Origin of the sequence: Caballeronia sp. LZ035 (genome assembly GCF_031451175.1) — a bacterium.
GTDB lineage: Bacteria > Pseudomonadota > Gammaproteobacteria > Burkholderiales > Burkholderiaceae > Caballeronia.
This window is the reverse complement of record NZ_JARUXS010000003.1, coordinates 190,440-213,115: the sequence shown is the minus strand read 5'-3', so window position 1 is coordinate 213,115 and position 22,676 is coordinate 190,440. Positions and strand designations below refer to the sequence as shown.

At 63.9% G+C, this 22,676-nt stretch carries 22 protein-coding genes; 12 read left to right on the top strand and 10 right to left on the bottom strand.

Going from position 1 to position 22,676, the window contains the following annotated elements:
* Positions 1–8 precede the first annotated feature (8 nt).
* Positions 9–830 (top strand): GntR family transcriptional regulator, encoded by an 822-nt coding sequence (locus QCE88_RS24005; RefSeq protein WP_309906980.1) that lies wholly within the window; start codon positions 9–11, stop codon positions 828–830.
* A 30-nt stretch (positions 831–860) separates the two neighbouring features.
* Here the strand turns inward: QCE88_RS24005 and QCE88_RS24000 are convergent, their stop codons facing one another.
* The 9 genes from QCE88_RS24000 to QCE88_RS23960 all read right to left on the bottom strand — a co-directional run bounded on the left by QCE88_RS24000 (position 861) and on the right by QCE88_RS23960 (position 9,663).
* Positions 861–1,241, bottom strand: a complete 381-nt coding sequence (locus tag QCE88_RS24000) for a DUF1090 domain-containing protein (RefSeq protein WP_309906978.1) — start codon at positions 1,239–1,241, stop codon at positions 861–863.
* Between the two features lie 65 nt (positions 1,242–1,306).
* Positions 1,307–2,251 carry a dihydrodipicolinate synthase family protein gene (locus QCE88_RS23995; RefSeq protein WP_309906976.1) on the bottom strand — a complete coding sequence of 315 codons (945 nt, stop codon included), beginning with the start codon at positions 2,249–2,251 and terminating at the stop codon, positions 1,307–1,309.
* 179 nt (positions 2,252–2,430) lie between these two features.
* Positions 2,431–3,198 (bottom strand): AraC family transcriptional regulator, encoded by a 768-nt coding sequence (locus tag QCE88_RS23990; RefSeq protein WP_309906974.1) that lies wholly within the window; start codon positions 3,196–3,198, stop codon positions 2,431–2,433.
* 45 nt (positions 3,199–3,243) lie between these two features.
* The gene (locus tag QCE88_RS23985; protein WP_309906972.1) at positions 3,244–4,503 is read right to left on the bottom strand and encodes an FAD-dependent oxidoreductase; all 1,260 of its coding nucleotides are present in this window, start codon (positions 4,501–4,503) and stop codon (positions 3,244–3,246) included.
* Positions 4,500–4,769 (bottom strand): 2Fe-2S iron-sulfur cluster-binding protein, encoded by a 270-nt coding sequence (locus QCE88_RS23980; protein ID WP_309906970.1) that lies wholly within the window; start codon positions 4,767–4,769, stop codon positions 4,500–4,502. The genes QCE88_RS23985 and QCE88_RS23980 overlap by 4 nt, the downstream gene beginning before the upstream one ends.
* Positions 4,762–5,985, bottom strand: a complete 1,224-nt coding sequence (locus QCE88_RS23975; RefSeq protein ID WP_309906968.1) for an FAD-dependent oxidoreductase — start codon at positions 5,983–5,985, stop codon at positions 4,762–4,764. Before QCE88_RS23975 ends, QCE88_RS23980 begins: the two co-directional genes overlap by 8 nt.
* Positions 5,967–6,926, bottom strand: coding sequence for a 4-hydroxyproline epimerase (locus tag QCE88_RS23970; RefSeq protein ID WP_309906966.1), 960 nt, complete (start codon positions 6,924–6,926; stop codon positions 5,967–5,969). Before QCE88_RS23970 ends, QCE88_RS23975 begins: the two co-directional genes overlap by 19 nt.
* A 176-nt stretch (positions 6,927–7,102) precedes the next feature.
* Positions 7,103–8,341 (bottom strand): amidohydrolase family protein, encoded by a 1,239-nt coding sequence (locus tag QCE88_RS23965; protein WP_309906964.1) that lies wholly within the window; start codon positions 8,339–8,341, stop codon positions 7,103–7,105.
* Positions 8,342–8,349: 8 nt separating this feature from the next.
* On the bottom strand, positions 8,350–9,663 hold the full coding sequence (locus tag QCE88_RS23960; RefSeq protein WP_309906962.1) for an MFS transporter: 1,314 nt from the start codon (positions 9,661–9,663) through the stop codon (positions 8,350–8,352).
* Between the two features lie 224 nt (positions 9,664–9,887).
* On the opposite strand from QCE88_RS23960, the gene QCE88_RS23955 reads away from it, so the two are divergent.
* On the top strand, positions 9,888–10,592 hold the full coding sequence (locus QCE88_RS23955; RefSeq protein WP_309906960.1) for a response regulator transcription factor: 705 nt from the start codon (positions 9,888–9,890) through the stop codon (positions 10,590–10,592).
* Here the strand turns inward: QCE88_RS23955 and QCE88_RS23950 are convergent.
* Positions 10,564–12,426: an ATP-binding protein gene (locus tag QCE88_RS23950; RefSeq protein WP_309906958.1), complete on the bottom strand. Its 1,863-nt coding sequence runs from the start codon at positions 12,424–12,426 to the stop codon at positions 10,564–10,566. The two genes, QCE88_RS23955 and QCE88_RS23950, sit on opposite strands and share 29 nt — an antisense overlap.
* A gap of 268 nt (positions 12,427–12,694) precedes the next feature.
* Here QCE88_RS23950 and QCE88_RS23945 point away from each other — a divergent pair, with 268 nt between their 5' ends.
* The 10 genes from QCE88_RS23945 to QCE88_RS23900 all read left to right on the top strand — a co-directional run bounded on the left by QCE88_RS23945 (position 12,695) and on the right by QCE88_RS23900 (position 22,665).
* A complete protein-coding gene (locus tag QCE88_RS23945; protein ID WP_309906956.1) occupies positions 12,695–12,925 on the top strand; it encodes a hypothetical protein in 231 nt (76 codons plus the stop codon).
* 199 nt (positions 12,926–13,124) lie between these two features.
* Positions 13,125–15,401: a multicopper oxidase domain-containing protein gene (locus QCE88_RS23940; protein WP_309906954.1), complete on the top strand. Its 2,277-nt coding sequence runs from the start codon at positions 13,125–13,127 to the stop codon at positions 15,399–15,401.
* An 81-nt stretch (positions 15,402–15,482) separates the two neighbouring features.
* Positions 15,483–15,953, top strand: coding sequence for a VOC family protein (locus QCE88_RS23935; RefSeq protein ID WP_309906953.1), 471 nt, complete (start codon positions 15,483–15,485; stop codon positions 15,951–15,953).
* A 110-nt stretch (positions 15,954–16,063) separates the two neighbouring features.
* The gene (locus QCE88_RS23930; RefSeq protein ID WP_309906951.1) at positions 16,064–18,448 is read left to right on the top strand and encodes a bifunctional salicylyl-CoA 5-hydroxylase/oxidoreductase; all 2,385 of its coding nucleotides are present in this window, start codon (positions 16,064–16,066) and stop codon (positions 18,446–18,448) included.
* A gap of 2 nt (positions 18,449–18,450) precedes the next feature.
* Positions 18,451–19,224: a 3-oxoacyl-ACP reductase FabG gene (locus QCE88_RS23925; RefSeq protein ID WP_309906949.1), complete on the top strand. Its 774-nt coding sequence runs from the start codon at positions 18,451–18,453 to the stop codon at positions 19,222–19,224.
* Positions 19,221–19,781, top strand: coding sequence for a MarR family transcriptional regulator (locus QCE88_RS23920; protein WP_309835783.1), 561 nt, complete (start codon positions 19,221–19,223; stop codon positions 19,779–19,781). Before QCE88_RS23925 ends, QCE88_RS23920 begins: the two co-directional genes overlap by 4 nt.
* Positions 19,782–19,792: 11 nt before the next feature.
* Positions 19,793–20,644: an enoyl-CoA hydratase family protein gene (locus QCE88_RS23915; protein ID WP_309906947.1), complete on the top strand. Its 852-nt coding sequence runs from the start codon at positions 19,793–19,795 to the stop codon at positions 20,642–20,644.
* A gap of 1 nt (position 20,645) precedes the next feature.
* Entirely contained in the window at positions 20,646–21,827 is a 1,182-nt protein-coding gene (locus QCE88_RS23910; RefSeq protein WP_309906944.1) for an acyl-CoA dehydrogenase family protein, read from the top strand.
* Positions 21,824–22,273: a thioesterase family protein gene (locus QCE88_RS23905; protein ID WP_309906942.1), complete on the top strand. Its 450-nt coding sequence runs from the start codon at positions 21,824–21,826 to the stop codon at positions 22,271–22,273. Before QCE88_RS23910 ends, QCE88_RS23905 begins: the two co-directional genes overlap by 4 nt.
* Positions 22,270–22,665 carry a RidA family protein gene (locus tag QCE88_RS23900; protein ID WP_309906939.1) on the top strand — a complete coding sequence of 132 codons (396 nt, stop codon included), beginning with the start codon at positions 22,270–22,272 and terminating at the stop codon, positions 22,663–22,665. The genes QCE88_RS23905 and QCE88_RS23900 overlap by 4 nt, the downstream gene beginning before the upstream one ends.
* Positions 22,666–22,676: the final 11 nt, after the last annotated feature.

The window sequence follows — 22,676 nt, the reverse complement described above, 5'->3', positions numbered from 1 at the left end:
GCAAGGTCATGCCGAGAACACGTGCCGCGACGGCCAAGAGCGCGCGTAAAACCACCACGCGAAAGAAGGGCGAGGAGAAGGCGCAAGCCTTGCCGGAAGACGCCGTCGACGGCGCGGCCGGAGAAGCGTCGATGAGCCAGACCGATGCCGCGGTGAACGCCATCCGGTCGCGCATCATCGACTTGTCGATTCCGCCGGGCAGCCGGATCGACGAACCGATGCTGCTCAACGACTTCATGCTCGGCCGCACGCCCGCGCGCGAAGCGGTCAGCCGGCTGGTGGCGGAAGGCTTCGTGAACATCCTGCCGAATCGCGGCGGGACGTTTGTGCGCAAGCTGGACTTCGAGGAGATCGGCGAGATTCTGGTCGCGCATCAACTGGCGGAGAACATCCTCGCGCAACTGATGCGGTTCGAACCGGGACTGGCCGACGACCTGTCAGCCATTCAGGAGCAGTATGTGAAGCAAGTGGAAGCGCGCGCGTTTCTCAACATCACTGCGCTGAACGAGCGCTTTCATATGCGCATGAATCAGGCGGTGCGCAACGGCTTCTTTTATGAGTTCGCGCAATCGACGCACCGTCATGTCAGACGGCTGCTGGTGCATCTCTACAAGATGGAAGCGGAAGCGACGCCGGACGAACAGAACGCACAGTTCGATCTGAACCTGCGCGAGCATGAACAGATCATCGATATCGTGAAGCGCAAGGATCGCGCGGCGCTGGTGCAATACCTGCCGATGCATGCGCGGGCGACGCAGGATCGCTTCCTGCATCTGCTCGAAAGCCGCAACGCGCCGCATTTCGATCTGGATATGAAGACGCCTGAGTGAAGGTCGCTTGCCAGGCGTCGGCAGCGGGCGTTACTGCGCGGCCTCTGCCTGCGCGCGTTCGAGATCCGCGTGCGCGTCATCGACCTTTCTTTGGCGCTCGGCGATTTTCTTCGCGCTCTTGCCGTCGGCTTTCGCCTCGCGCAAATCGCGCTCGCGTTCGGCGAGTTTCCGTTGAGCCTGTGTCACCTTGCGTTGGGCCTCGTCGTGCAGCAGCGCATCGGTGCAATTCGCGTTCATTTGCGCGAGCGCGGTCTCCAGTCCATCGACGCGCTGCTTGTTGCCATGCGCCTGGGCGTAGGCAATTTCCTGCTCCAGTGAACGGCGCTTGGCATCGCAGCCGCCTGTCTGCGCGTGGCACACCACAGGTAGCAGAGCGATGCCGAGTGCAATTGCCTTGATGGTCGTGTTCAAGAGACGGCTCCTGTCGAAGCGGCAGCCGCGTGGACACACCACGCGGCCCGCACGAATAACACGCGTCAGGCGATCGCTTCCTTCGACCACCCCGCGAACCACTTGCGAAACAGATCGTACTGCGTTTCGGCGTAGCGGCGCTGGGCTTCGCTGAGCGCATCGGTTTCGTAGAAGTGCAGCGTGTATTCCTTGTCGCCGTTGAGCACCATCAGATACTTGTAGTACAGCACCAGGTCGGTGCCTTCGTCGAACGACGACAGCACGGCGAGCGCCGCCTCGAGCTCGCGCGCCTGGCGACGCGCCGTGACGTCGCCCTTCGCCGCCTTGCCGCACAGTTCCACCAGCAGCAGCACTTCACGCGGCAGTGCGTTGCCGATGCCGGTGATCGCACCCGTGGCGCCGCAGTTGACGAAGCCATGGAAGACCTGCGTATCGACGCCTGCCATCAGCGTGACGGTGTCGTCCTGGCTGGTGATGTGCTCGGCGGCATAGCGCATGTCCGCAGCGCCGCCGAATTCCTTGAAGCCGATCAGGTTCGGGTACTTCGCGCGCAGTTCGAAGAACAGGTCGGCGCGCGTGGCGAACCCGTAATACGGGCTGTTGTAGATCACAGCGGGGAGCGCGGGAGCCGCTTCGAGAATCGCGGAGAAATGCGCCTTTTGCGCGGCCGGCGACGCGCCGCGCGACAGCACGCGCGGAATCACCATCAGGCCGTGTGCGCCGACCTTGGCCGCGTGAGCCGCATGAGACACCGCTTCCTTCGAGTTCACCGCGCCCGTGCCGACGATGGTCGGCACGCCGGCTGCCACCAGGCGCGCGACGCCTTCCTGGCGCTGCGCTTCGGTCAGGAGGGGCCAGTCGCCCATCGAGCCGCAGTAGACGACGGCGTTCATGCCCAGGCCGACGAGCTCGCGCCCTTTCGCGACGAGTGCGTCGTAGTCGGGCGTGCGCTCGGCCGTGCACGGCGTCATGAGCGCCGGAATGGCGCCCGTGAAAATGTTCTTGCTCATGTGCTTCCTCTGGACGTTGAATGGTTCTGCATGGCGGGCATGCCCGCGTGATGTTTCGGCGGTGTGTTGAAGCGCTCCGCCATGATCTGAAGTATCGCCATTCAGAACGCCTGCGGCTTGCGTGCATTCGCGCCACGAAAAGACGAAATCGGCACAGTGGCGCACGCCCTTCGTTGCCCCTAGCGACGCTCGGCGGTGCGCAGCAGCGCGCGATACTGACTCGGCGTGATGCCTACCGTCGCCTTGAACTGGCGCGTGAAGGCGCTGTGGTCGTTGTAGCCGCATTGCGTGGCGACGCCGGTGATGCTGTCGTCGCCTGCCAGCAGTCTCGACGCGGCATCGAGACGCGTCTTGAGCAGCATCTGGCGCGGCGTGAGATGGAAGATCTTGTCGAAGTAGCGTTCCATCTGCGCCACCGACATGTCGATGAGCGTCGCAAGATCGGCGAGTCTCAGAGGCTGTGCGTAGTTTTCCTGGATATGCTGCGCGGCCACGGCGAGGCGGCGATAGGCGGGATGCGTGTCCTCGGCCGCCCGCAAGTCGCGCGAGATGCCGGCCACGCCGAGTATGCGGCCATGCGCATCGTGCAGCGGCACCTTCGAGGTCAGGCACCAGCCGGGACGCCGGCCAGGATACGGATGCAGTTCGAGTTGATCGACGAGACGGTTCTGCGAACGTACGACATTCGCGTCCTGTGCCGTGTAGACCTCGCCGAAGCGCGCCGGAAACACGTCCTCGGCGGTCTTGCCGAGCAAGGCGTCCTTTTTCTTCAGGCCGCAACGCATCGCCAGCGTGGTGTTGACGATCAGATAGCGCGCCTCGTTATCCTTGACGAAGAACACGACGTCGGGCATTGCGTCAAAGAGCGGCTCCAGGAGCGAGAAATGCGCCACCATCTGCTGCATCGAGTGGTGTTCCGCGGCGGCGGGCAAAAGCATGTCGGGCATTGCGCTTATGGACGAATCAATGAGTGGCGATTATGCCTTCGCACATCATGCTTCGAGCAAGGTCGCGATGCGTGCGGGCGAGAACGGCGGACGCTGTCCTTCCGGTCCCCAGCCGAAGCAGAACGCGGCGGCCTCGCCGCAGATCCGGCCCTGGCACGGCCCCATGCCACAGCGGGTCTGCAACTTCGCGTCCCGCCACGTCCGATGCTGCGCCGCCTCGCCGAAGCGGACATCTTCGCAGCGGCACAGGATCGTATCGGGAGCGGCGAGTGCGCGCAGTGCGGGATCGAGCGCGAAGGCCGCGTGCAGGCGCCGTGCGAAACGCCGGTAGCGTTCGCGCTGTCCGAACAGTGCGCGTGCGTTATCGCGTTGAGCGAGCGCCGCATACGCAGCGATACGGCCTTCGAGCGCGGAAAGCTCCATTCCGCCGACGCCCGTGCATTCGCCTGCCGCAAGAACATGCGGCACCGAGCTCGCCTGCCATTCGTCGACTTGCAAGGCGGTCGTGCCGTCCATCGTGGCAGTCAGTTCGCAGCCGAGCGCCAGTCCTGTCTGCGTATTCGGCACCAGGCCATAGGCGCACGCCAGCCGGTCGCATTCGATCCGCATGTCTTCATTGCCATGCCGGACGCGCACGTGCGTGACGCGCGACTCGCCTTCCGCCTCCGCAACATAAGCGCCGCAGTAATAAGGCGTCGCACGCAGATCGAAACGCATGCGCAACGCCTGAACGAGCTTCGCGGGCGTGCTTGCCAGCCCCATGGCGAAACGTCTCACGTCGCCCGGCGCGGCTTGTTCGATGATGGCCGCCACCTGCGCGCCCTGCTCACGCGCGGTGACTGCCGCCGCCCAGAGCAACGGTCCCGTTCCGGCGATTACGATCCGTTCACCCCGCACCGGCATGCCGCCCTTGATGAGCGCCTGCAGTCCGCCCGCGCCCGTCACGCCCGGCAGCGTCCAGCCGGGATACGGCAGGAAGCGCTCGCGTGCGCCCGTCGCCACGATCAGCTTCTCATAGCCGATCCGGTACCCGCTCGACGCATCCTCGACAAGAAGCTGTCTATCCGGCAACGCCTGCACCACGCGCGTCCCGCCGAGATGGGTGAAGTTGCCGAAGCGCGTGAGCGTTTCGATGGCCGTTCGCGCCGCGCCCTTGGCCGGATGGTTCGGCCCCTGCCGCCAGATCTGGCCGCCGGGCAGCGGATTGTCATCGACGAGCGCGACCTTCGCGCCCGCCTCGCCCGCTACGCGTGCAGCCTGCAATCCCGCCGGCCCTGCGCCGACGATCAGAATATCGACCTTCATCGCAGTAAGTGTCCCGTCTCGATCGACATGTCCTGCATGCACACGATCTGACAGGCGAGTCTGTGCCGCACGCCGTCGATCGTGACCCGGCATTCCTGGCACACGCCCATGCCGCACAGCGGAGCCCGCGCCGCACCGCTCACCGAGCGTCGCGTGACGCCGTTCGCGCCGCCCGCCGCGAGCGCAACCGCCGCCGCAACCGAACTGCCGCGCGCGACGCTGATCCGGCGTCCGTCGATCAGCACCGTCAACTGCGTTTCAGACATGGGCGACTCCTTCGCTCGTGCTGTGCACCGAACGCACATCGCCGAAGCGCGCCGGCAGGAAAGGCGTCGCGTCGATGGTCACGTCTGCCTGCGCGCCCGTCATCTGCGCGGCAATCAGCTTCGCGGTGCCGAGCGCGGTGGTCACGCCAAGTCCTTCGTGACCTGTCGCGAGCCATAGCGGCACGGTCTGCGCGCCATCCGCCGGGCCGATCAACGGCAAGCCATCGCGCGTGGCGGGCCGAAAACCGGTCCACGCGCGGATCGCGTTGAGCGACGGCAGTTGCGGCAGATACTCGCTCGCACGCCGCAGCATGCGCGCCAGAATGGCCGGCTCGATGGCCGGATCGACGCTGTCGAACTGGCGCGACGAACCGATCAGCAACTGCCCCGTCGGACGCGGCTGCACGTTGAACGCCACCGAGGTGCCTGTCGTGTTGTGCGCGCTCTTGATGTAGCCGAGTTCGAGGATCTGATGATGGATGGTGCCGGGATAGCGGTCGGTGATAAGCAGATGCCCTTTCTTGGCCTGCATCGGCAGACCGGGCAGCAGTTCCATGGCTTGCAGGCCGTTGGCGAGCAGCACCGCGCCCGTGCGCAGGCGTTCGCCATCGGCGAGCATCACGCCGTCGCCAGTGAGCCGCGCGACCTGCGCGCCTGGCCTGCAGGCAATGCTTCCACGCCCCGACGACGCACCCATGTCCGGCACATTGGCAAGCAGCCACGCGGCCGCCGAGGGCGCGTAGACAACGGCATCGTCCGGGACGATCATGCCGCCGCGCAAGCCGTCCCGCAGGAACGGCTCCGCCTCGCGCAATTGCTGCGCATCGAGCATCTCGCACGCGATGCCCTGGCGCATCAGCGCATCCCGGCGTTCGGCGGCGAGGTCGTATTCCTCCTCGTCGGCGGCGACCCAGACGGTGCCGCAACGCACGAAGGCCTGACGCGCATCGAGGCGCGGCGCGAGATCCAGCCACAAGCGCCGCGACCACGACGACAGCGCGAACTCGGCCGGCGTATCGTCCATGACCACCACGTGACCCATGCCCGCCGCCGTCACGCCTGTGCCGATGCCCGCGCGATCCAGCACCAGCACCTCCGCGCCGTGCAGCGCGAGTTCATGCGCGCACGCCGCGCCGACAATGCCCGCGCCCACCACGATCACATCCGGATGCTGATGCCCCAACCCGGCACTCATGGTCACGTGCGGATGCCCCATGCGAAGGGATCGTCGTTCGAGAAGATCAGCCTGGCTTCGGCGTTCACGTGCGCGGTGCCGCGAATGCTGGGCCGGATGAAGCCGGGCGCGAGCGTGTCGTTGCGTTCATGGCGCGCCTCGAACACGCTGCCCACAATGCTCTCCTGCCGCCAGGAAACGCCCGGCGCGAGCAGTCCGTCCGCCGCGAGGCAGGCGATCTTCGCGCTCGTGCCCGTGCCGCAGGGCGAACGGTCGTAGGCCTTGCCGGGACAGAGCACGAAATTGCGGCTGTCGATACCCGGCGTGGGCGAGTCCGCGAACAATTCGATGTGGTCGATGAGCGCCCCGCCTTCGCCCGTCACGCCATTCGCTTCGAGCGCGGCGCGGATGGCCCATGTGACTTCGGTGAGCGCGTCCACGCGCGCGTAATCGAGCGCCTGTCCATGATCGGCGACGAGGAAGAACCAGTTGCCGCCCCACGCGATATCGCCATGTACGCGTCCGACGCCCGGCACGTCGAGCGCCACATCGGCCCGATAGCGGTACGCAGGCACGTTGCGCACGGTGACGCTGGCATCGTCATGCAATTCGGCCTCCACCACGCCGACCGGCGTCTCGATCCGGTGCACGCCCGGCGCGATCCTGCCGAGATGCGCGAGCGAGGCAATCAAGCCGATGGTGCCGTGCCCGCACATGCCGAGATAGCCGACGTTGTTGAAGAAGATCACGCCCGCCGAACATGAGGGATCGTGCGGTTCACACAGCAGCGCGCCGACCATCACGTCCGAGCCGCGCGGCTCGTTGACCACGGCCTCACGCACCCGGTCGAAGTCACGCTGAAAGACGGCGAGCCGTTCGGAGAGCGGCCCTTGACCGAGATCGGGACCGCCCGAGACGATGAGGCGCGTGGGTTCACCGCCCGTATGCGAATCGACGATGTCGATGTGAGAGAGTGTTTTCATGGCGAAAATCATAAGCAACGGCCACCGCGCGGTCTTGGTCGAACACACCCGCGCCGATAACGATTTCGGCACAGCGGCGATGCCGCACTGCATCCTTCAAATGGCGCCGCCCGCATGCCCGACGAGATCGGACGATGCGGGCGGCGCAGGCCGCGAGGCAAAAGTAGATGGCCGCGTTACATCGGCGGCGCGTGCTTCACCCGCTTGCCGTTCTGGAACACGTACTCGATGCGCTCGGCACCGTTCGCGACGGCTTCGATGTCCACCAGCGGATCGCCGTTGACCACCAGCACGTCCGCAATCGCGCCTGCCGCGATCACGCCCAGCTGACCCACGCGGTTCAGCACTTGCGCGCCGATGATCGTCGCCGAACGCAGCGTTTCGAGATTGCCGATGACTTCCGAGCGAATACGGAACTCGTTGCTCTGGAACTCCTGCATCTCGCCGAGCAGGTCGGAGCCGAAGCCCATCGGCACGCCGGCATCGCGGAAGATCTTCAGCGACTCGCGGCCCGCCACGCGCACGCCTTCGACCTTGGCGATCGAATCCGCCGAGAGCCCGAGCTTCTCGCCATACACGCCCAGCACGTCATAGGTGGCGAGCGTCGGCACCGCGTACGCGCCGTGTTCCTTCATGACCTTGGCCGCCGCTTCATCGACGAGATTGCCGTGCTCGATCGTGCGCGCGCCGCAGCGCACCGCGCGCGCAATCGCGCGACCCGTGTAGGCGTGCGCCATGACGTAGGTATTGGCCGCCTCCGCTTCCGCGACAATGGCGCGAATCTCGTCTTCCGAGTATTGCGTGTTGGCGATCGGATCGAACTCCGACGCCACGCCGCCCGACGCCATGATCTTGATCTGCGTCGCGCCACGCAGGATTTCCTCGCGCGCCGCGAGCCGCACGTTGTCCACACCATCCACCACGCGCGCGATAGCGCCCGCGCGGAAGCAGCACGAACACGGCTCGAACGAGTCGCTGCGCGGACGGAAATCGCCGTGACCGCCTGTCTGCGACAGCGCCTTGCCCGACGGGAAGATGCGCGGCCCCGGAATCAGACCCGATTCGACCGCGTGCATGAGCGCCCAGTCCGCGCCGCCCGCGTCGCGCACGGTCGTGAAGCCGCGCGTGAGCATCGCGTCGAGCAGCGGCAGTGCGCGAATGGTCGCGAGAATGTTCGGCTGCGCGGCATTGGTGCCGAGATTTGCGTTCGACGCCAGCACGTGCACGTGACAGTCGATGAAGCCGGGCATCACAGTCTTGCCCCTCACGTCGATGATCTGCGCGCCGTCGAATTCGGCGCGGCCATCGGTAACCTCGACGATGCGATTGCCCTCGATGACCACCGAATACCCTTCCAGGTACGTCCCTTTCTCCAGATCGAGGACGTTACCGTTCTTCAACACCGTAATGGACATGCACTCTCCTAGTTTGCGACGGCCAAGCGGTCGCGCTTGTCGCCCAGATAAAACGTTCCCGCCAGACTGACGGCGCAGGCGCACATCACGTAGAACGCGGGCGCCATGCTGCTGCCCGTCTTCGCGATGAGCCAGGTGATGAAGAACGGCGCGAAGCCGCCGAACATCATCACGGCGAAGTTATAAGCGACGGCAAGCCCGGTGGAAAGCACGCGCGCCGGGAACAGGTCGGCCATCGCGGTGAGGACCGGCGCCGTATAGACGGCGATGAGAAAGCCGAACACGGCCTGGAACACGAGCAGCGAACCGAGGCTCGGCGCGTTGACCACCCAGGCGAACATCGGATAGGCGAGCAGCATGATCGCGAAGGCCGCGCCGGCGAGGAACGGGCGCTGGCCGAAGCGGTCCGCGAGCTTGCCGACGATCGGCGACGCGACGAACAACACGAGTCCGCCCAGCATGCCGGAGATCAGCCCGGCCGATTGCGGCAGATGCAGCGCACGCACCGAGTAGGTCGGCATGTAGTAGAGGAACACGTAGCTGCTGACGGTCCAGAGGATGACCATCGAGAAGCTGGCGAAGGTCTGGCGCGGATAGGTGCGCACGATCTCGGTGAGCGGCGAATGGGTCTTTTCCTTCTCGCTCATCGCGCTGTAGACGGGCGTTTCCTCCAGACGGCTGCGGATGAAGTAGCCCACCGGACCGATCAGGATGCCCAGCAGGAACGGAATACGCCATCCCCATGCATTGAGCGCCGCGGGTTCGAGCAAGGAGGTCACCAGCGTGCCGATACCCGTCCCGACCAGCACTGCGAAGCCGATGCTCGCCTGAATCCAGCTCGCATAGTAGGTGCGACTCTCGGGCGGCGAGTATTCGGTGAGGAACGCGGTGGCGCCGCCCATTTCCCCGCCTGCGGAAAAGCCTTGCAGCAGCCGCGCGACGACGATCAGCAGCGGCGCCGCCACGCCGATCGATTCATACGAAGGCGTGAGCCCGAGAATGCCGGTGCCCAGCGCCATCAGCACGATGGTCAGCGAGAGCGCGAACTTGCGGCCCACCCGGTCCGACAGCACGCCGAGGACGATGCCGCCAACCGGGCGCATGACGAAGCCCACGCCGAACGTGGCGACGGCCATCAGCAGCGAGGACAGGTCGTCGCCGGTGGGAAAGAACTGCTTGGCGATGGTCACCGCGAAGAAGCTGTAGACGGTCCAGTCGAACCATTCGAAGCCGTTGCCGATGATCGTTGCAAAGATGGCGCGACGGCGATATGAGGCGAGCGCCTTCTCATCGTGCGGCTTCTGCGAAATACCGTTTGCCATAACCTATGGTCTCGAATAGGGATGTTGATTCAGGACGGATGTCCTTCGATGAAAACGGATAGTAAGGAGCCGAATTGACCCCGTCTTGCGCGATCGCCTCGCAAGGGTTGACGAATTCGGCATAGTCTTGAGCATGCGGCGCATCGTCCTGCTGTCGAGGCGAAGCGCGTGTACCATGCTTTGAGCTTCGGGATAACTCGCACGTGTGAACGGGAGACGATGCGATGCGCGTATTGCTCATCGACGATCACGCGCTCTTCAGAGCCGGGCTCGCGCTGCTCGTCAGGGAGCGCTTTCCGGATGTCGAGCTGCTGCACGCCAGCACCCTGGCGCAAGGCATGCAGCTCGCGACGCAGGATCATCCGGACATCGTCTTTCTCGATCTCGAACTTCCCGATGGCCACGGCTGCGACGGCCTCGTCCGGTTGAAAGACGCGCGGCCGTCCCTGCCCGTCGTCGTGATCTCCGCCGATGAACGCGTGGAGACGGTCAGCCGCTGCATCGAACTACGCGCGATGGGCTATGTCCCGAAGTCGTCCTCGCCTTCGGCGTTGCATGCCGCGATCGGCGCCGTGCTCTCAGGGGGCGTGTTCCTGCCGGCCATGAGCATCGCCGGGATGAGACGCGCGTTCGAAGCCGGTCAGGAGCCGGCGCCGCCGGCGCGGGAAGTCCATGCGCCGTGGAACGCGCCAGGACTCGGACTCACGCCCAGGGAATTCGAAACGCTCGCGTGGCTCGTGCGCGGCCTGCCGTCGAAAGCCATTGCCGCGAAGATGGGACTCGAAGACATCACCGTGCGCAAATACATCAGTCACCTGCTGGCGCACTTCGACGTGCGGCGGCGGACCGAACTCATCGTGATGATGGCCGACAAGGGCATCACGCTCGGCGTGCCGCCGGTCACGCATCCTTCGCAAGATCGACATTGACCCGCCGCCGGGCCGCGACGTATTCGCCGATGGAGGCCAGCAGCGCCGCAGGCGCGGACGACTTGCGCAACAGCACGAACGGTTGCGGGAAGTCCTGAAGGACGTGATCGGACAACAGTTCGCCGGTGATGAACACAACCGGGATCGTGCCCGTCCATGCGAAGTGCCGACGGATCCGCTGCGCCACGTCCGTGCCGGTGACGCCGTCGCGCAGACGGATATCGGTCACGATGAGATCGGGAATGCGGGTGTCATCGGCGAGGATGGCTTCGAAGCCCGCCATCGATTCGGCAGCATGCACGCGTGCGCCTGCACTCGACAGAAGACGTCGCAGACCTTCGAGCACCGCGGGTTCGTCGTCGCACAGCAGCACGTAGAGGCCGTCGAGATCGGGCGCATCGGCGGAGATGGTTGTCTCGCTCGCGCAAGCTGCGGGCGTCGCTGCGGACATTTTTGCGTACAGCGAGAAGCGCGATCCGCGACCTTCCCTCGATGCGAAGCTCATCTCGTGTCCCGGCAGAATGCCGATCACCCGCTGCACGATCGACAATCCCAGCCCCAGTCCTTTCGAGCGGTCGCGACCCGGATTATTGATCTGGAAATACTCGGCAAAGATCGCCTCGCGATGCACGTTTGCGATACCGATTCCGGTATCTCGCACATCGATGCGCAACCGGTCGCCGAGCCGCACCCAGCCAAGCACGACGCCGCCCGACTTCGTGTTCTTGATCGCGTTGGACACCAGATTGGAGAGCGCACGTTTGAACAGCAGACGATCGGTCTCGATGAAGGGCGGATGCTCCCGGCGCGCGGCGATGGCAAGGCCAATGCCCTGCACACGCGCCGCCTCGCGGAATTGACCGGTCACTTCCGTCAACAGGTCATGCGTGCTGACGGGCGCCAGTCGCGGCACATACAGCCCCAGCTCGCTGTAGTCCTGGATGTCCTTGAACATGCCGAGAATGTCGGAAGCGGTCTCCTCGACCACCGCGAGATCCTGCCCTGCCGCCTCTCGGTCCCTGATCCGGGATCGCGCACTGCGTATGAAGAGATTGATTGCGGCGAGCGGCTGCTGAATGTCGTGATAGGCCGCTGAAAAGAACCGCTCCTTTTCCTTGAGCAACGCCTGCATGCGCTGGTTCTGCTCGTTCACCTCGCGCGATGCCGCTTCGACACGCGCCCGCGCCGCGCGCAAGTTACGCCGATAGATGAATTCGCGCCGTGCCGCGCGTTCGAGCGGAATGCTCACGACCACGCCAATCACATAGGTCATGACGATGTTGACGCCGTGGTCCAACACGGCTTCGGGATGCCAGCCAGGCTGCTGGCCTGGAGGCGCGAAAAGAAGCATTAACGAAAATGTGGCCACACACGTTCCGATGAGCCATGCAGCCGTGATGGCGCGCAGCCGGAATGCCGTGAACACCATGAACAGGGAGAGTGTCAGAATGGAATACGCCTCTCGCCAGGGGAAGTCACCCGGATAGATTTGCAGCAGTCTCACGACAGAGAACCACCCGCTGAAGGTCCAGAGACTGAGCAGCGCTACGGCCCAGCGTTCGTCGAGTGCGCGCGGCGTCCATGCCAGGACCGGAACCAGCATCCCGATCGCCCCGCCGGCCCTTAGCAACAGAATTTCGCCATGATGCAGATGCGCGGGATCGAGCACGTTGAGCCGCCGCGAATCCATGAGTGAGAACACGATCCACAACGCGGTAAAGATGGCGATGGCCAACAGGCGCTGTGCAGAGAAACGACGCGCATAGTCTTTCCGGAACGCGCGTTCCTGAGCCGCCGATCTGAACTTGCGCACCCCGAAACCTGACGATTTCATGACGATGCCCGGTCATAAATTCCACTGTCAGCGAATGCCGCCGCATGCCGATCAAATCAGAATAGCAGCCTGTCATTCGAAGGGACATATACAAATGTAGCGATCCGAATGAGCCTTTTCAATTGCGGATATCTACATCTTTCTCGCCCGGAAACACGATACGCCTACCTGTGTGCCTTTAAAGCATGGCGGCATCGGCCGACACTTCATAGAACCTGATCGGCACGGGCCATTCAGGCCGAAGAAGCAAACGTCCCGGGAGAACATCATGCAATGCAATCGAATCATCGCCGCAGGTATCGCGCTGATGGCAATGGTCACGGCAGGGTCGTGCCTGGCCCAGTCCGCGACGGATCAGCCCGCCCTCTCGACGGCAACTTCCGTGCAAGCCGACACCCCCGCTCCCCTCACCCGTGAGCAGGTCATGCACGAACTGGCCGACTTTCAAAACAGCGCCCAGGCTGCGGAGATGCGCGAGCTTTATCGGGGAGGCAATTGAGAAGCTTCATGAAGACAACGCAAGCGCAAAAAAGAGAGCACTAAAAAAGTGAAAAAATGGCCGCGTCGCGGTGCACGAAAAAGCTATGTGCGTTACCCCACGTTAGCGATTCGATAGCCCCGCGACCGTTTTTGTAATTACCTAATCTCCACTTGCGCGGATGAGCGATCGCAATGAATCGCAACGAGGAGAGAGGGTTATGAAAACCATTCTGTCGATGGTCAAGGCATGTCACGCTCTGATCTTCACGCTCCTCGTGATACCCGGCTTATGTTTCGCCCAAGCCAACCTGAACGCACGTTCATTCACCGATGTCGACGACTCCACCGACAGCACGGTTGACAACACCGCTGTATCGACCTCGAACGGACTCGCGTCGATCATTCAGCGCCTGCAATGCGCAGCGGGACTGAATCCCTCGGGCAATACTGCAAGCGTTTCGCTGACCGCGCAGATGGCGACCTACCAGCTCTACAACCCGTCGACGAACGCATTCGATACGGTGAACATGCGCTCGTATAACGGTTGTCCGGTGGGACCGACCATCAGCATCAAGACTGGCTCGACACTCACGCTCAACTTCACGAACAACCTTCCTCAAAATCCGACCGACACGTGCCCGGCGAGCACGGATCCGAAGACCGAGCACATCACGCCGCACTGCTTCAACGACACGAACATCCACACGCACGGTCTGCATGTCTCGCCGATGGACCCCGCCGACAACGTGTTGCTCACGGTCCATCCGAAAGCCGATGTCCAGGCCAATCCTTCGCTGGGCACGTATCAGCACAAGTACGTGTACAAGATCCCTTCCGATCATCCGTCAGGGACATTTTGGTATCACGCGCACCTGCATGGATCGACGGCAATCGACGTATCGAGCGGCATGGCCGGCGTGCTGATCGTGCGCGGCTCGCGGCAGGCGCGCAGCACTCAGGCGGGCAGCGCGGATATCGACACGATACTCAAGCGCCGTCTGCTCCCGCTGCCGCTGCGCGAACACGTCTTGCTGTTCCAGCAGATCGAGTACGCATGCTTCACCGATGCAAGCTCCACCGTGCCGCTGCTCGATCCCACCACCGGCGAGTGGACGTGCCCGGCGGGCAAGATCGGGCAGATTCGCGGCTATAACAATCAACTCGGCTTCATCTTCGACACACGCGTGGGCCAGCCGCCCGGCGCCAATTCATCGTGGATCGTCTCGGGGCATTACACGCAGATCAACGGCGTGGTGCAGCCGGTCTTCCCCAGTGCGCTGACCTTCGTGCCGGCGGGCGAGGTGCGCCGCTTCCGCATGGTTCATGGCGGGAATCGCGACACGATCAACGTAAAGATCGTGCGTGCGAACCTGGCGGTGCTCGGTGTCGCGGACTCGACTTCGCTGAGCGCTGCGCAAGTCAACGCGGCTACCAACACCGCGGCGAACGCGCTGTCGAACTCGCGCACCAAGGCATCGCAAACCATCACCCTCGATCAGGTATGCAGCGGCGAAGTCGTCAAGCAACTGGAATTCGCGGAAGACGGCATCACCATGACGAACATGCTGGAAAAAGACGTCAACGCGATGAACCCCGGCTATCGCAGCGACGTGCTCGTGGCGTTTCCATCGCCGGGACTGTATTGCATTCTCGATGAAGCCGCGCCCAGTTCGCAGACCATCAACTTCCGGCCTTCCGCGACCAAGGTCAAGGATCGGCGGTTGCTGTCGCTCGCGCGGGTCGGCCCTGGCGTGACCATCCCGAACACGACGGAAGGCAGCCACTCGAAGTACTGGGTCTATATCCGCAATCAACTTGTAGCGGCCAACCCGGGCCTGCCGTCCACGGTCAAGAGCCAGTTGAACGCGCTGCAACTGACCGCTTTCGCGCCGACCGCCGAAGTGGATGGCCCGATCGCACAGGTGAACAATGCCACGTTCGATATCACGCTTCCCACCGGCTTCACCATCAATGGCGCGGGCTATGATCCCGCCGTGATTCCCGTGACGGGTACGCTCGGCACGATCGATGAATGGAATATCACGGCGTCGCCTTTTGCCCCGCACATGTTCCATATCCATATCAACAAGTTCAAGATCATGGACATCAAGAACGGCACGACGTCCATCTTCGATCAGAACGGCGACTGCACCGCCTCGGAGGGAACCGATACCGAGTATTGCCATCTCAAGGGCGTGGTGCGCGATACGCTGTTCATCAAGGCGGGCTATACGCTCACCATGCGTACCGTCTACGAGGATTACACCGGCGAGTTCGTCATGCATTGCCATATCCTCGATCACGAAGACCGCGGCATGATGGAAAACGTGCAGGTGGTCTCCAAAGGACAGGCCTTCATGCAACATCTGACCAGCCCCATCACGGCGATGACGAAGGATGCGAACCGCTGGCTTGCGCGTCTGCGTGGCGAGGATGAAACGAAACTTGCCCTTGCCGCATCGCTGTGTTCCGCGAGGGACTACGCGCGGCGGTGATCGACGAAGCGTCCCGGCAGTGAGGCATAGAATGAGCAAGCGTTCACGCTATTCATTCAACCCCCACCCGGGAGCAGCGCCATGGATGAACTCTATCGACCCAAAGGTTTGTCGAGCGCGGTGTCCTATCGCGATCCGAAGCTCGGCTTTCGCTTTCTCGAAGCGGCATTCGGTTTCAAGCCGCTCTTCGTGATCCTCGACGCCAACGATGACCTCGTGCATGGCGAACTGACCTTCGGTGACTCGGTCGTCATGATCGGCCGCGAATGGAGCGACGATCATCGCAGCCCGCGTTCCATCGACGGCAAGAACACGCAGTCGGTCCACCTGCAACTCGCGGAAGGCGAGGACGTGGACGCGCATTGCGAACGCGCCCGCGCGGCAGGCGCGCTGGTTGTGGCGGAGCCGGAAACGCAGTTTTACGGCGAGCGGACTTATCGTGCCAAAGATCCGGAAGGGCATATCTGGACCATCGGTGTGCTGGTGAAGAGGATGACGCCGAAGGAGTGGGATGCGGCGAGTGGCCTCATCACGCGGGAACGGCTGGACTGAGTACCCAACGCACGCTGTCACCGGGAAACCCCTCCCGCTCATTTACTTGACATCTAAACTATTCGACTCTAAATTATCTCCACGAGCACACGCGAACTGGAGAATCCGGCATGCGCATTGTCTGCATCGGTGGCGGCCCGGCGGGTCTGTACTTCGGCTTGTTGATGAAGCGCCGCCATCCCGCCAGCGAAGTCATCGTGGTTGAGCGCAATCGCCCTTATGACACCTTTGGCTGGGGCGTCGTCTTCTCCGATCAAACGCTGGGCAACCTCCGCGCCGCCGACGCTCCAAGCGCCGAAGCCATTCTCGATGCGTTCAGTCACTGGGACGACATCGAAGTCCATATCAACGGCAGCATGGTGCGCTCGTCGGGTCACGGCTTTTGCGGCATCGGAAGAAAACGTCTGTTGAATATCCTGCAGACGCGCTGTGAAGCACTCGGCGTCAAGCTCGTCTTCGAAACTCACGTGGTCAACGACGAAGACTACGAAGCCGATCTCATCGTCGCCTGCGACGGGGCCAACAGCGCGATCCGTCAGAAATACGCCTCCACGTATCAGCCGGATATCGACCTGCGCGAGTGCCGCTTCGTCTGGCTCGGCACGAACAAATGCTTCGACGCCTTCACGTTCGCGTTCGAAAAGACCGAATGGGGCTGGTTCCAGGCGCATGCGTATCGGTTCGACGAGAACACCTCGACCTTCATCGTCGAAGCGCCGGAACGCGTCTGGCGCGCGGCAGGCCTCGCCGACATGAGCAAGGAAGAAGGCATCGCGTTCTGCGAAAAGCTTTTCGCCCGCCATCTCGACGGCCATCCGCTGATCTCCAACGCGTCGCATCTGCGCGGCTCCGCGCAATGGATACGCTTTCCGCGCGTCGTGAACCGCGAGTGGGTTCACTGGCGAGACGAGGCGAACGGCCGGCGCACGCCCATTGTCCTGATGGGCGATGCCGCGCACACCGCGCACTTTTCCATCGGCTCGGGCACGAAGCTGGCGCTGGAAGACGCCATTGAACTGGCCAACAGCATCGACACCGCGTTCGCGAAGCATGAAGGCGATCTCGAAGGCGCGCTCGATCACTACACGCGCGTGCGCAGCGTGGACGTCTTGCGCATTCAGAACGCCGCGCGCAATTCAACGGAATGGTTCGAGAACGTGGATCGCTACGCGTCCTTCGAGCCGGAGCAATTCGCTTACTCGCTGCTGACCCGCTCGCAACGCATCTCGCACGAAAACCTGCGCGAACGCGACGCGCGCTATCTCGCTTCGTTCGAAGACTGGCTCGCGGAACGCTCGGGCGTCGTGCGTGGCACGAAGCAGCGCGCCGTCCCGCCGATGTTCACGCCCTTCACGCAGCGCGGCGTCACGCTGAAGAACCGCATTGTCGTGTCGCCGATGGCGCAGTATTCCGCCGTCGATGGCATCGCGGGCGACTATCACCTCATGCATCTCGGTGCGCGCGCCATGGGCGGCGCCGCGCTCGTGATGACCGAGATGACGTGCGTGTCGCCCGAGGCTCGCATCACGCCGGGGTGTCCCGGCCTGTACACGCCCGAGCAGCTTGCGGCGTGGCAGCGCATCGTGGCGTTCGTGCATGCGCAGTCGGATGCGAAGATCGGCATGCAGCTCGGCCACGCGGGCGCGAAGGCATCGACGCGAGTGGCTTGGGACGGTATCGATCAACCGCTTCCGGACGGCAACTGGCCGCTTGTTTCCGCATCGCCGCAGCAATATCTGCGCGACGTGAGCCAGTGGTCACGCGAAGCTTCACATGACGACCTGCGCGAGATCGAAGCGCAATTCGTGGGCGCCACCCGTATGGCCGATGAAGCAGGCTTCGACTGGCTCGAACTGCATTGCGCGCACGGTTATTTCCTGTCGAGCTTTCTCTCCCCGCTCACGAATCATCGCACCGATGAATATGGCGGCTCGCTCGAGAACCGCTTGCGCTATCCGTTGCAGGTATTCAGCGCGATGCGCGCCGCCTGGCCGCAGGACAAGCCGATGTCGGTCCGCATCTCGGCGCACGACTGGGTGGACGGCGGCACGACCCCGGACGATGCCGTGCAGATCGCTCGCGCCTTCAAGGCTGCGGGCGCTGACATGATCGACGTCTCCTCGGGCCAGGTCAGCAAGGAGGAGAAGCCAGTGTATGGACGCATGTTCCAGACGCCCTTCGCCGACCGCATCCGTAACGAGGCGGGCATCGCCACGATTGCAGTGGGCGCGATCTCGGAGGCGGATCACGTCAACAGCATCATCGCTGCCGGACGCGCCGACCTGTGCGCGGTGGCGCGACCGCATCTCGCCAATCCATCGTGGACCTTGAATGAAGCCGCGAAGATCGGCTATTTCGATATCGCGTGGCCCCGGCAATATGTCGCCGCGAAATCGCAACTCGAACGCAATCTGGAACGTGAGCGCGCAAGCGCCACCGAAAACGCGGGCCTAAGCCCGCAAGAGCGCGCACAACGCGCCGAAGGAAGCGTCTGACCATGTCCACTCTGAACGGCAGACATGCGGTGATAACCGGTGGCGGCAGCGGCATCGGCGCTGCCTGCGCGGAGGCGCTGGCACACGCCGGTGCGCGCATCACCTTGATGGGCCGCGACCTTGCGCGCCTGGAAGCACAACGCGATGCGATGCGCGCCTACGCAGACATAGTCTGCGTGCCGGCCGACGTCACCGATGAAGCCGCTGTCGCCGACGCCTTCGCACGTGCGGTCGAACGCCATGGCCCGGTCGAGGTGCTCGTCAACAACGCGGGCCACGCCCAGGCCGCGCCGTTCGCGCAGACTGATATCGCGTTGTGGCAACGCATGCTCGACGTGAACCTCACAGGCGTGTTCCTCTGCACCCGCGCTGTGCTGCCTTCGATGCTCGAACGTGGTTTCGGCCGCATCGTCAACGTCGCGAGCACGGCGGGGCAGACCGGCTATGCCTACGTCGCCGCCTATTGCGCCGCGAAACACGGCGTCATCGGCCTGACGCGCGCGCTGGCCGCCGAAGTCGCAACCAAGGGCGTCACGGTCAACGCCGTCTGTCCCGGCTATACGGAGACGGACTTGCTGCGTTCATCGCTTGACCAGATCATGACGAAGACCTCGCGCAGCGAGCACGACGCACGCGAAGCACTGATGCGCACCAACCCGCAACGCCGTTTCATCCAGCCGGACGAAGTCGCCAGTGCCGTGCTGTGGCTCTGCGCGCCTGCGTCGGCTTCGATGAACGGTCAGTCCCTATCCGTTTCCGGTGGAGAAGTCACGTGACGCAAGCCGCACGCAACCGAAAGGCGCCCGCTTCGAGCGACGCGAAGACCCCGCGCAAGGGCGTCGAAAAACCGGCTGACAATGTCGTCGATCTCGAGATGAGCACCGGCGCCGACAGCCACATGGGCCTGCGTCTATGGCTGCGCATGCTGACCACGACCAATCTGGTGCAGGCAGAACTGCGCAAGCGCCTGCGCGCGGAATTCGACACCACGCTGCCGCGCTTCGACCTGATGGCGCAACTCGAACGGCATCCGGAAGGGCTCAGGATGACCGAACTCTCGCGCCGCATGATGGTCACGGGCGGCAATGTGACGGGGATCACGGATCAGCTCGAAAAGGAAGGGCTCGTGTCGCGCTACGCCGATCCCGACGACCGCCGCTCGATCAGCGTTCGCCTGACGCCGCAAGGCCGCACATCGTTCGACAAGATGGCTGCCGCTCACGAACAATGGGTCGTCGAACTGTTTGGCGGACTCGAACTGAACGAAAAGTCGCAGACGCATCAGCGCCTCGGCAAGCTCAAGCAGCATCTGTTGAAGACATTCAAGGAATGAAGGAGCCCTCGATGACCTCATCCGCCGCCGCTGCGCTTCTCGCCGGCAATCGCATCGAACTCGCGGGGTATCGCGCGCAACATGTCCTCTGGTCCGTGGCGGGCGGCGTCGGGACGATCACGCTGAATCGGCCCGAACGCAAGAACCCGTTGACCTTCGAATCGTATGCCGAGCTGCGCGACCTGTTTCGCCAGCTCGCGTATGCAACGGACGTGCATGCCGTCGTGATCCAGGGCGCGGGTGAGAACTTCTGCTCGGGCGGCGATGTGCATGACATCATCGCACCGCTGATCGATCTGCCGATGCCCGAACTGCTGCTCTTCACGCGCATGACCGGCGATCTCGTCAAGGCCATGCGCCATTGCCCGCAACCGGTGATTGCTGCGGTGGACGGGGTCTGCGCAGGCGCAGGCGCCATTCTCGCGATGGCGTCGGACATGCGGCTCGGCACCGCGCGCAGCAAGCTGGCGTTCCTGTTCACGCGCGTTGGCCTCGCGGGCTGCGACATGGGTGCGTGTTCGATCCTGCCGCGCATCATCGGGCAGGGACGCGCGTCGGAACTGCTGTTCACAGGCCGCTCGGCGTCGGGCGAGGAAGCGCATGCCTGGGGCTTCTACAACCGCCTGTGCGAACCGGAATCCATGCGCGACGAAGCCGCACGGCTCGCCGCCGATCTCGTCGCGGGACCGACCTTCGCTCACGGCATCACGAAGAAGATGCTGCATCAGGAATGGAACATGGGCATCGACGAAGCGATCGAAGCCGAGGCACAGGCGCAGGCCATCTGCATGAGCACGCGCGACTTCGAGCGCGCCTATCGCGCCTTCGCCGCCAAGTCCCGCCCTGTGTTCGAAGGAGACTGAATTGGACGTCGATCCGCACAGCGCGCTCGCGTGGCCGTTTTTCGAGGACCATCATCGTACGCTGGCGTGCGAGGCCGATGCGTGGGCATCGGCGCATCTGAAGCATATCGATCACGACGATCCTGACACCGCCTGCAAACATCTCGTGCGCATGCTTGGCGAAGCGGGCTGGCTCAAGCATTGCATCGGCGGCACGCGCTACGGCGCCTCGGGCGACACGATCGATACGCGCGCCGTCTGTCTGCTGCGCGAAACGCTCGCGAAGCACGACGGCCTGGCGGATTTCGCGTTCGCAATGCAAGGGCTCGGCTCGGGCGCCATCACGCTCGCCGGTACCGATGCACAGAAACAGCGCTATCTGCCGGTTGTCGCAGCCGGTTCGGCGCTGGCGGCCTTCGCGCTTTCCGAGCCTGAAGCCGGCTCGGACGTGGCCGCAATGTCGCTGGCAGCCCGCGCCGATGGCGACGCCTACGTGCTGAACGGCGACAAGACCTGGATCTCGAACGGCGGCATCGCGGATTTCTATGTCGTGTTCGCGCGCACAGGTGAAGCGCCGGGCGCGCGCGGCATCAGCGCGTTCATCGTCGATGCGGACACGGCCGGACTTGAAATCGCCGAGCGCATCGACGTGATCGCGCCGCATCCGCTCGCCCGGTTGCATTTCAACGAGGCCCGCGTGCCGCGCAGCCAGATGCTGGGCGCGCCCGGCGAAGGCTTCAAGCTGGCGATGCGCACACTCGACATCTTCCGTACTTCGGTCGCGGCGGCCTCGCTGGGGTTTGCCCGCCGTGCGCTGCAAGAAGGTCTCGCACGCGCGACATCACGCCAGATGTTCGGCCAGACCCTCGGCGACTTCCAGCTGACGCAGGCCAAGCTCGCACAGATGGCGCTGACCATCGACACGAGCGCGCTGCTCGTCTATCGCGCGGCGTGGCTGCGCGATCAGGGCGAGCGCGTCACGCGCGAAGCCGCCATGGCGAAATGGCACGCGACCGAAGGCGCGCAGCAGGTTATCGACGCGGCCGTGCAACTGTGGGGCGGGCTCGGCGTGAAGCGCGGCATGGCGGTGGAGTCGCTGTATCGCGAGATCCGCGCACTGCGCATTTATGAAGGTGCCACCGAAGTCCAGCAACTGATCATCGGGCGCGATCTGCTGAAGGAACAAGGAGACACCACGCGATGACGCGAACCTTCGAGATGCCGGTACGCATCCGCTTCGCACACTGCGACCCGGCCGGCATCGTCTACTTCCCGCAATACCTCGTGATGACGAACGCGCTGGTCGAAGACTGGTTCGACGACGCGCTCGGCATCGAATACGCGCACATGATCTCGGTGCGCCGGGTCGGGTTGCCGATCGTGAAGCTCAACTGCGAGTTCGCGCGGCCCAGCCGCCTGGGCGAAACGGTGACGCTCGCGCTGAGTGTCGATTCGGTGGGGCAGCGCTCGATACGTATCGAGATCGTCTGCCAGTGCAACGGCGAAGTGCGCTTCCGCTCCAGACAGGTTCTCGTTACCACGTCGCTCGACGATGGCCGTTCTATCGACATTCCCGGCGACATCGCCCGCGCCATCGAGCAGTTCGCGCCGGGCACGAGCCGTGCCTTGCAGGAGGAATCCGACACATGAAGAAGACGCTCTTGCCTCCGGGCTGGATCAAGCCGCGCGGTTATGCGAACGGCGTCGCCGTGCGCGGCACACAGGTGTATATCGCCGGCCAGATTGGCTGGGACGAACAGGCACGCTTCGTCAGCCGCGAGTTCGGCGCGCAGGCCGCACAAGCGCTGCGCAATGTGGCGGCCGTGCTGCGCGAGGCGGGCGGCGAGCCTGGGCACATCGTGCGCATGACCTGGTACGTGACCGACAAGCGCGCGTATCTCGCGGCGGCGAAAGAGATTGGCGCGGCTTTTCGCGAGCATATCGGCGACTACGACATCGCGATGAGCGCCGTGCAGGTCGTCGCGCTGATCGAAGACGACGCGCTGGTGGAAATCGAAGCAACGGCTGTCATTCCCGACTGAACGGAGCGCGC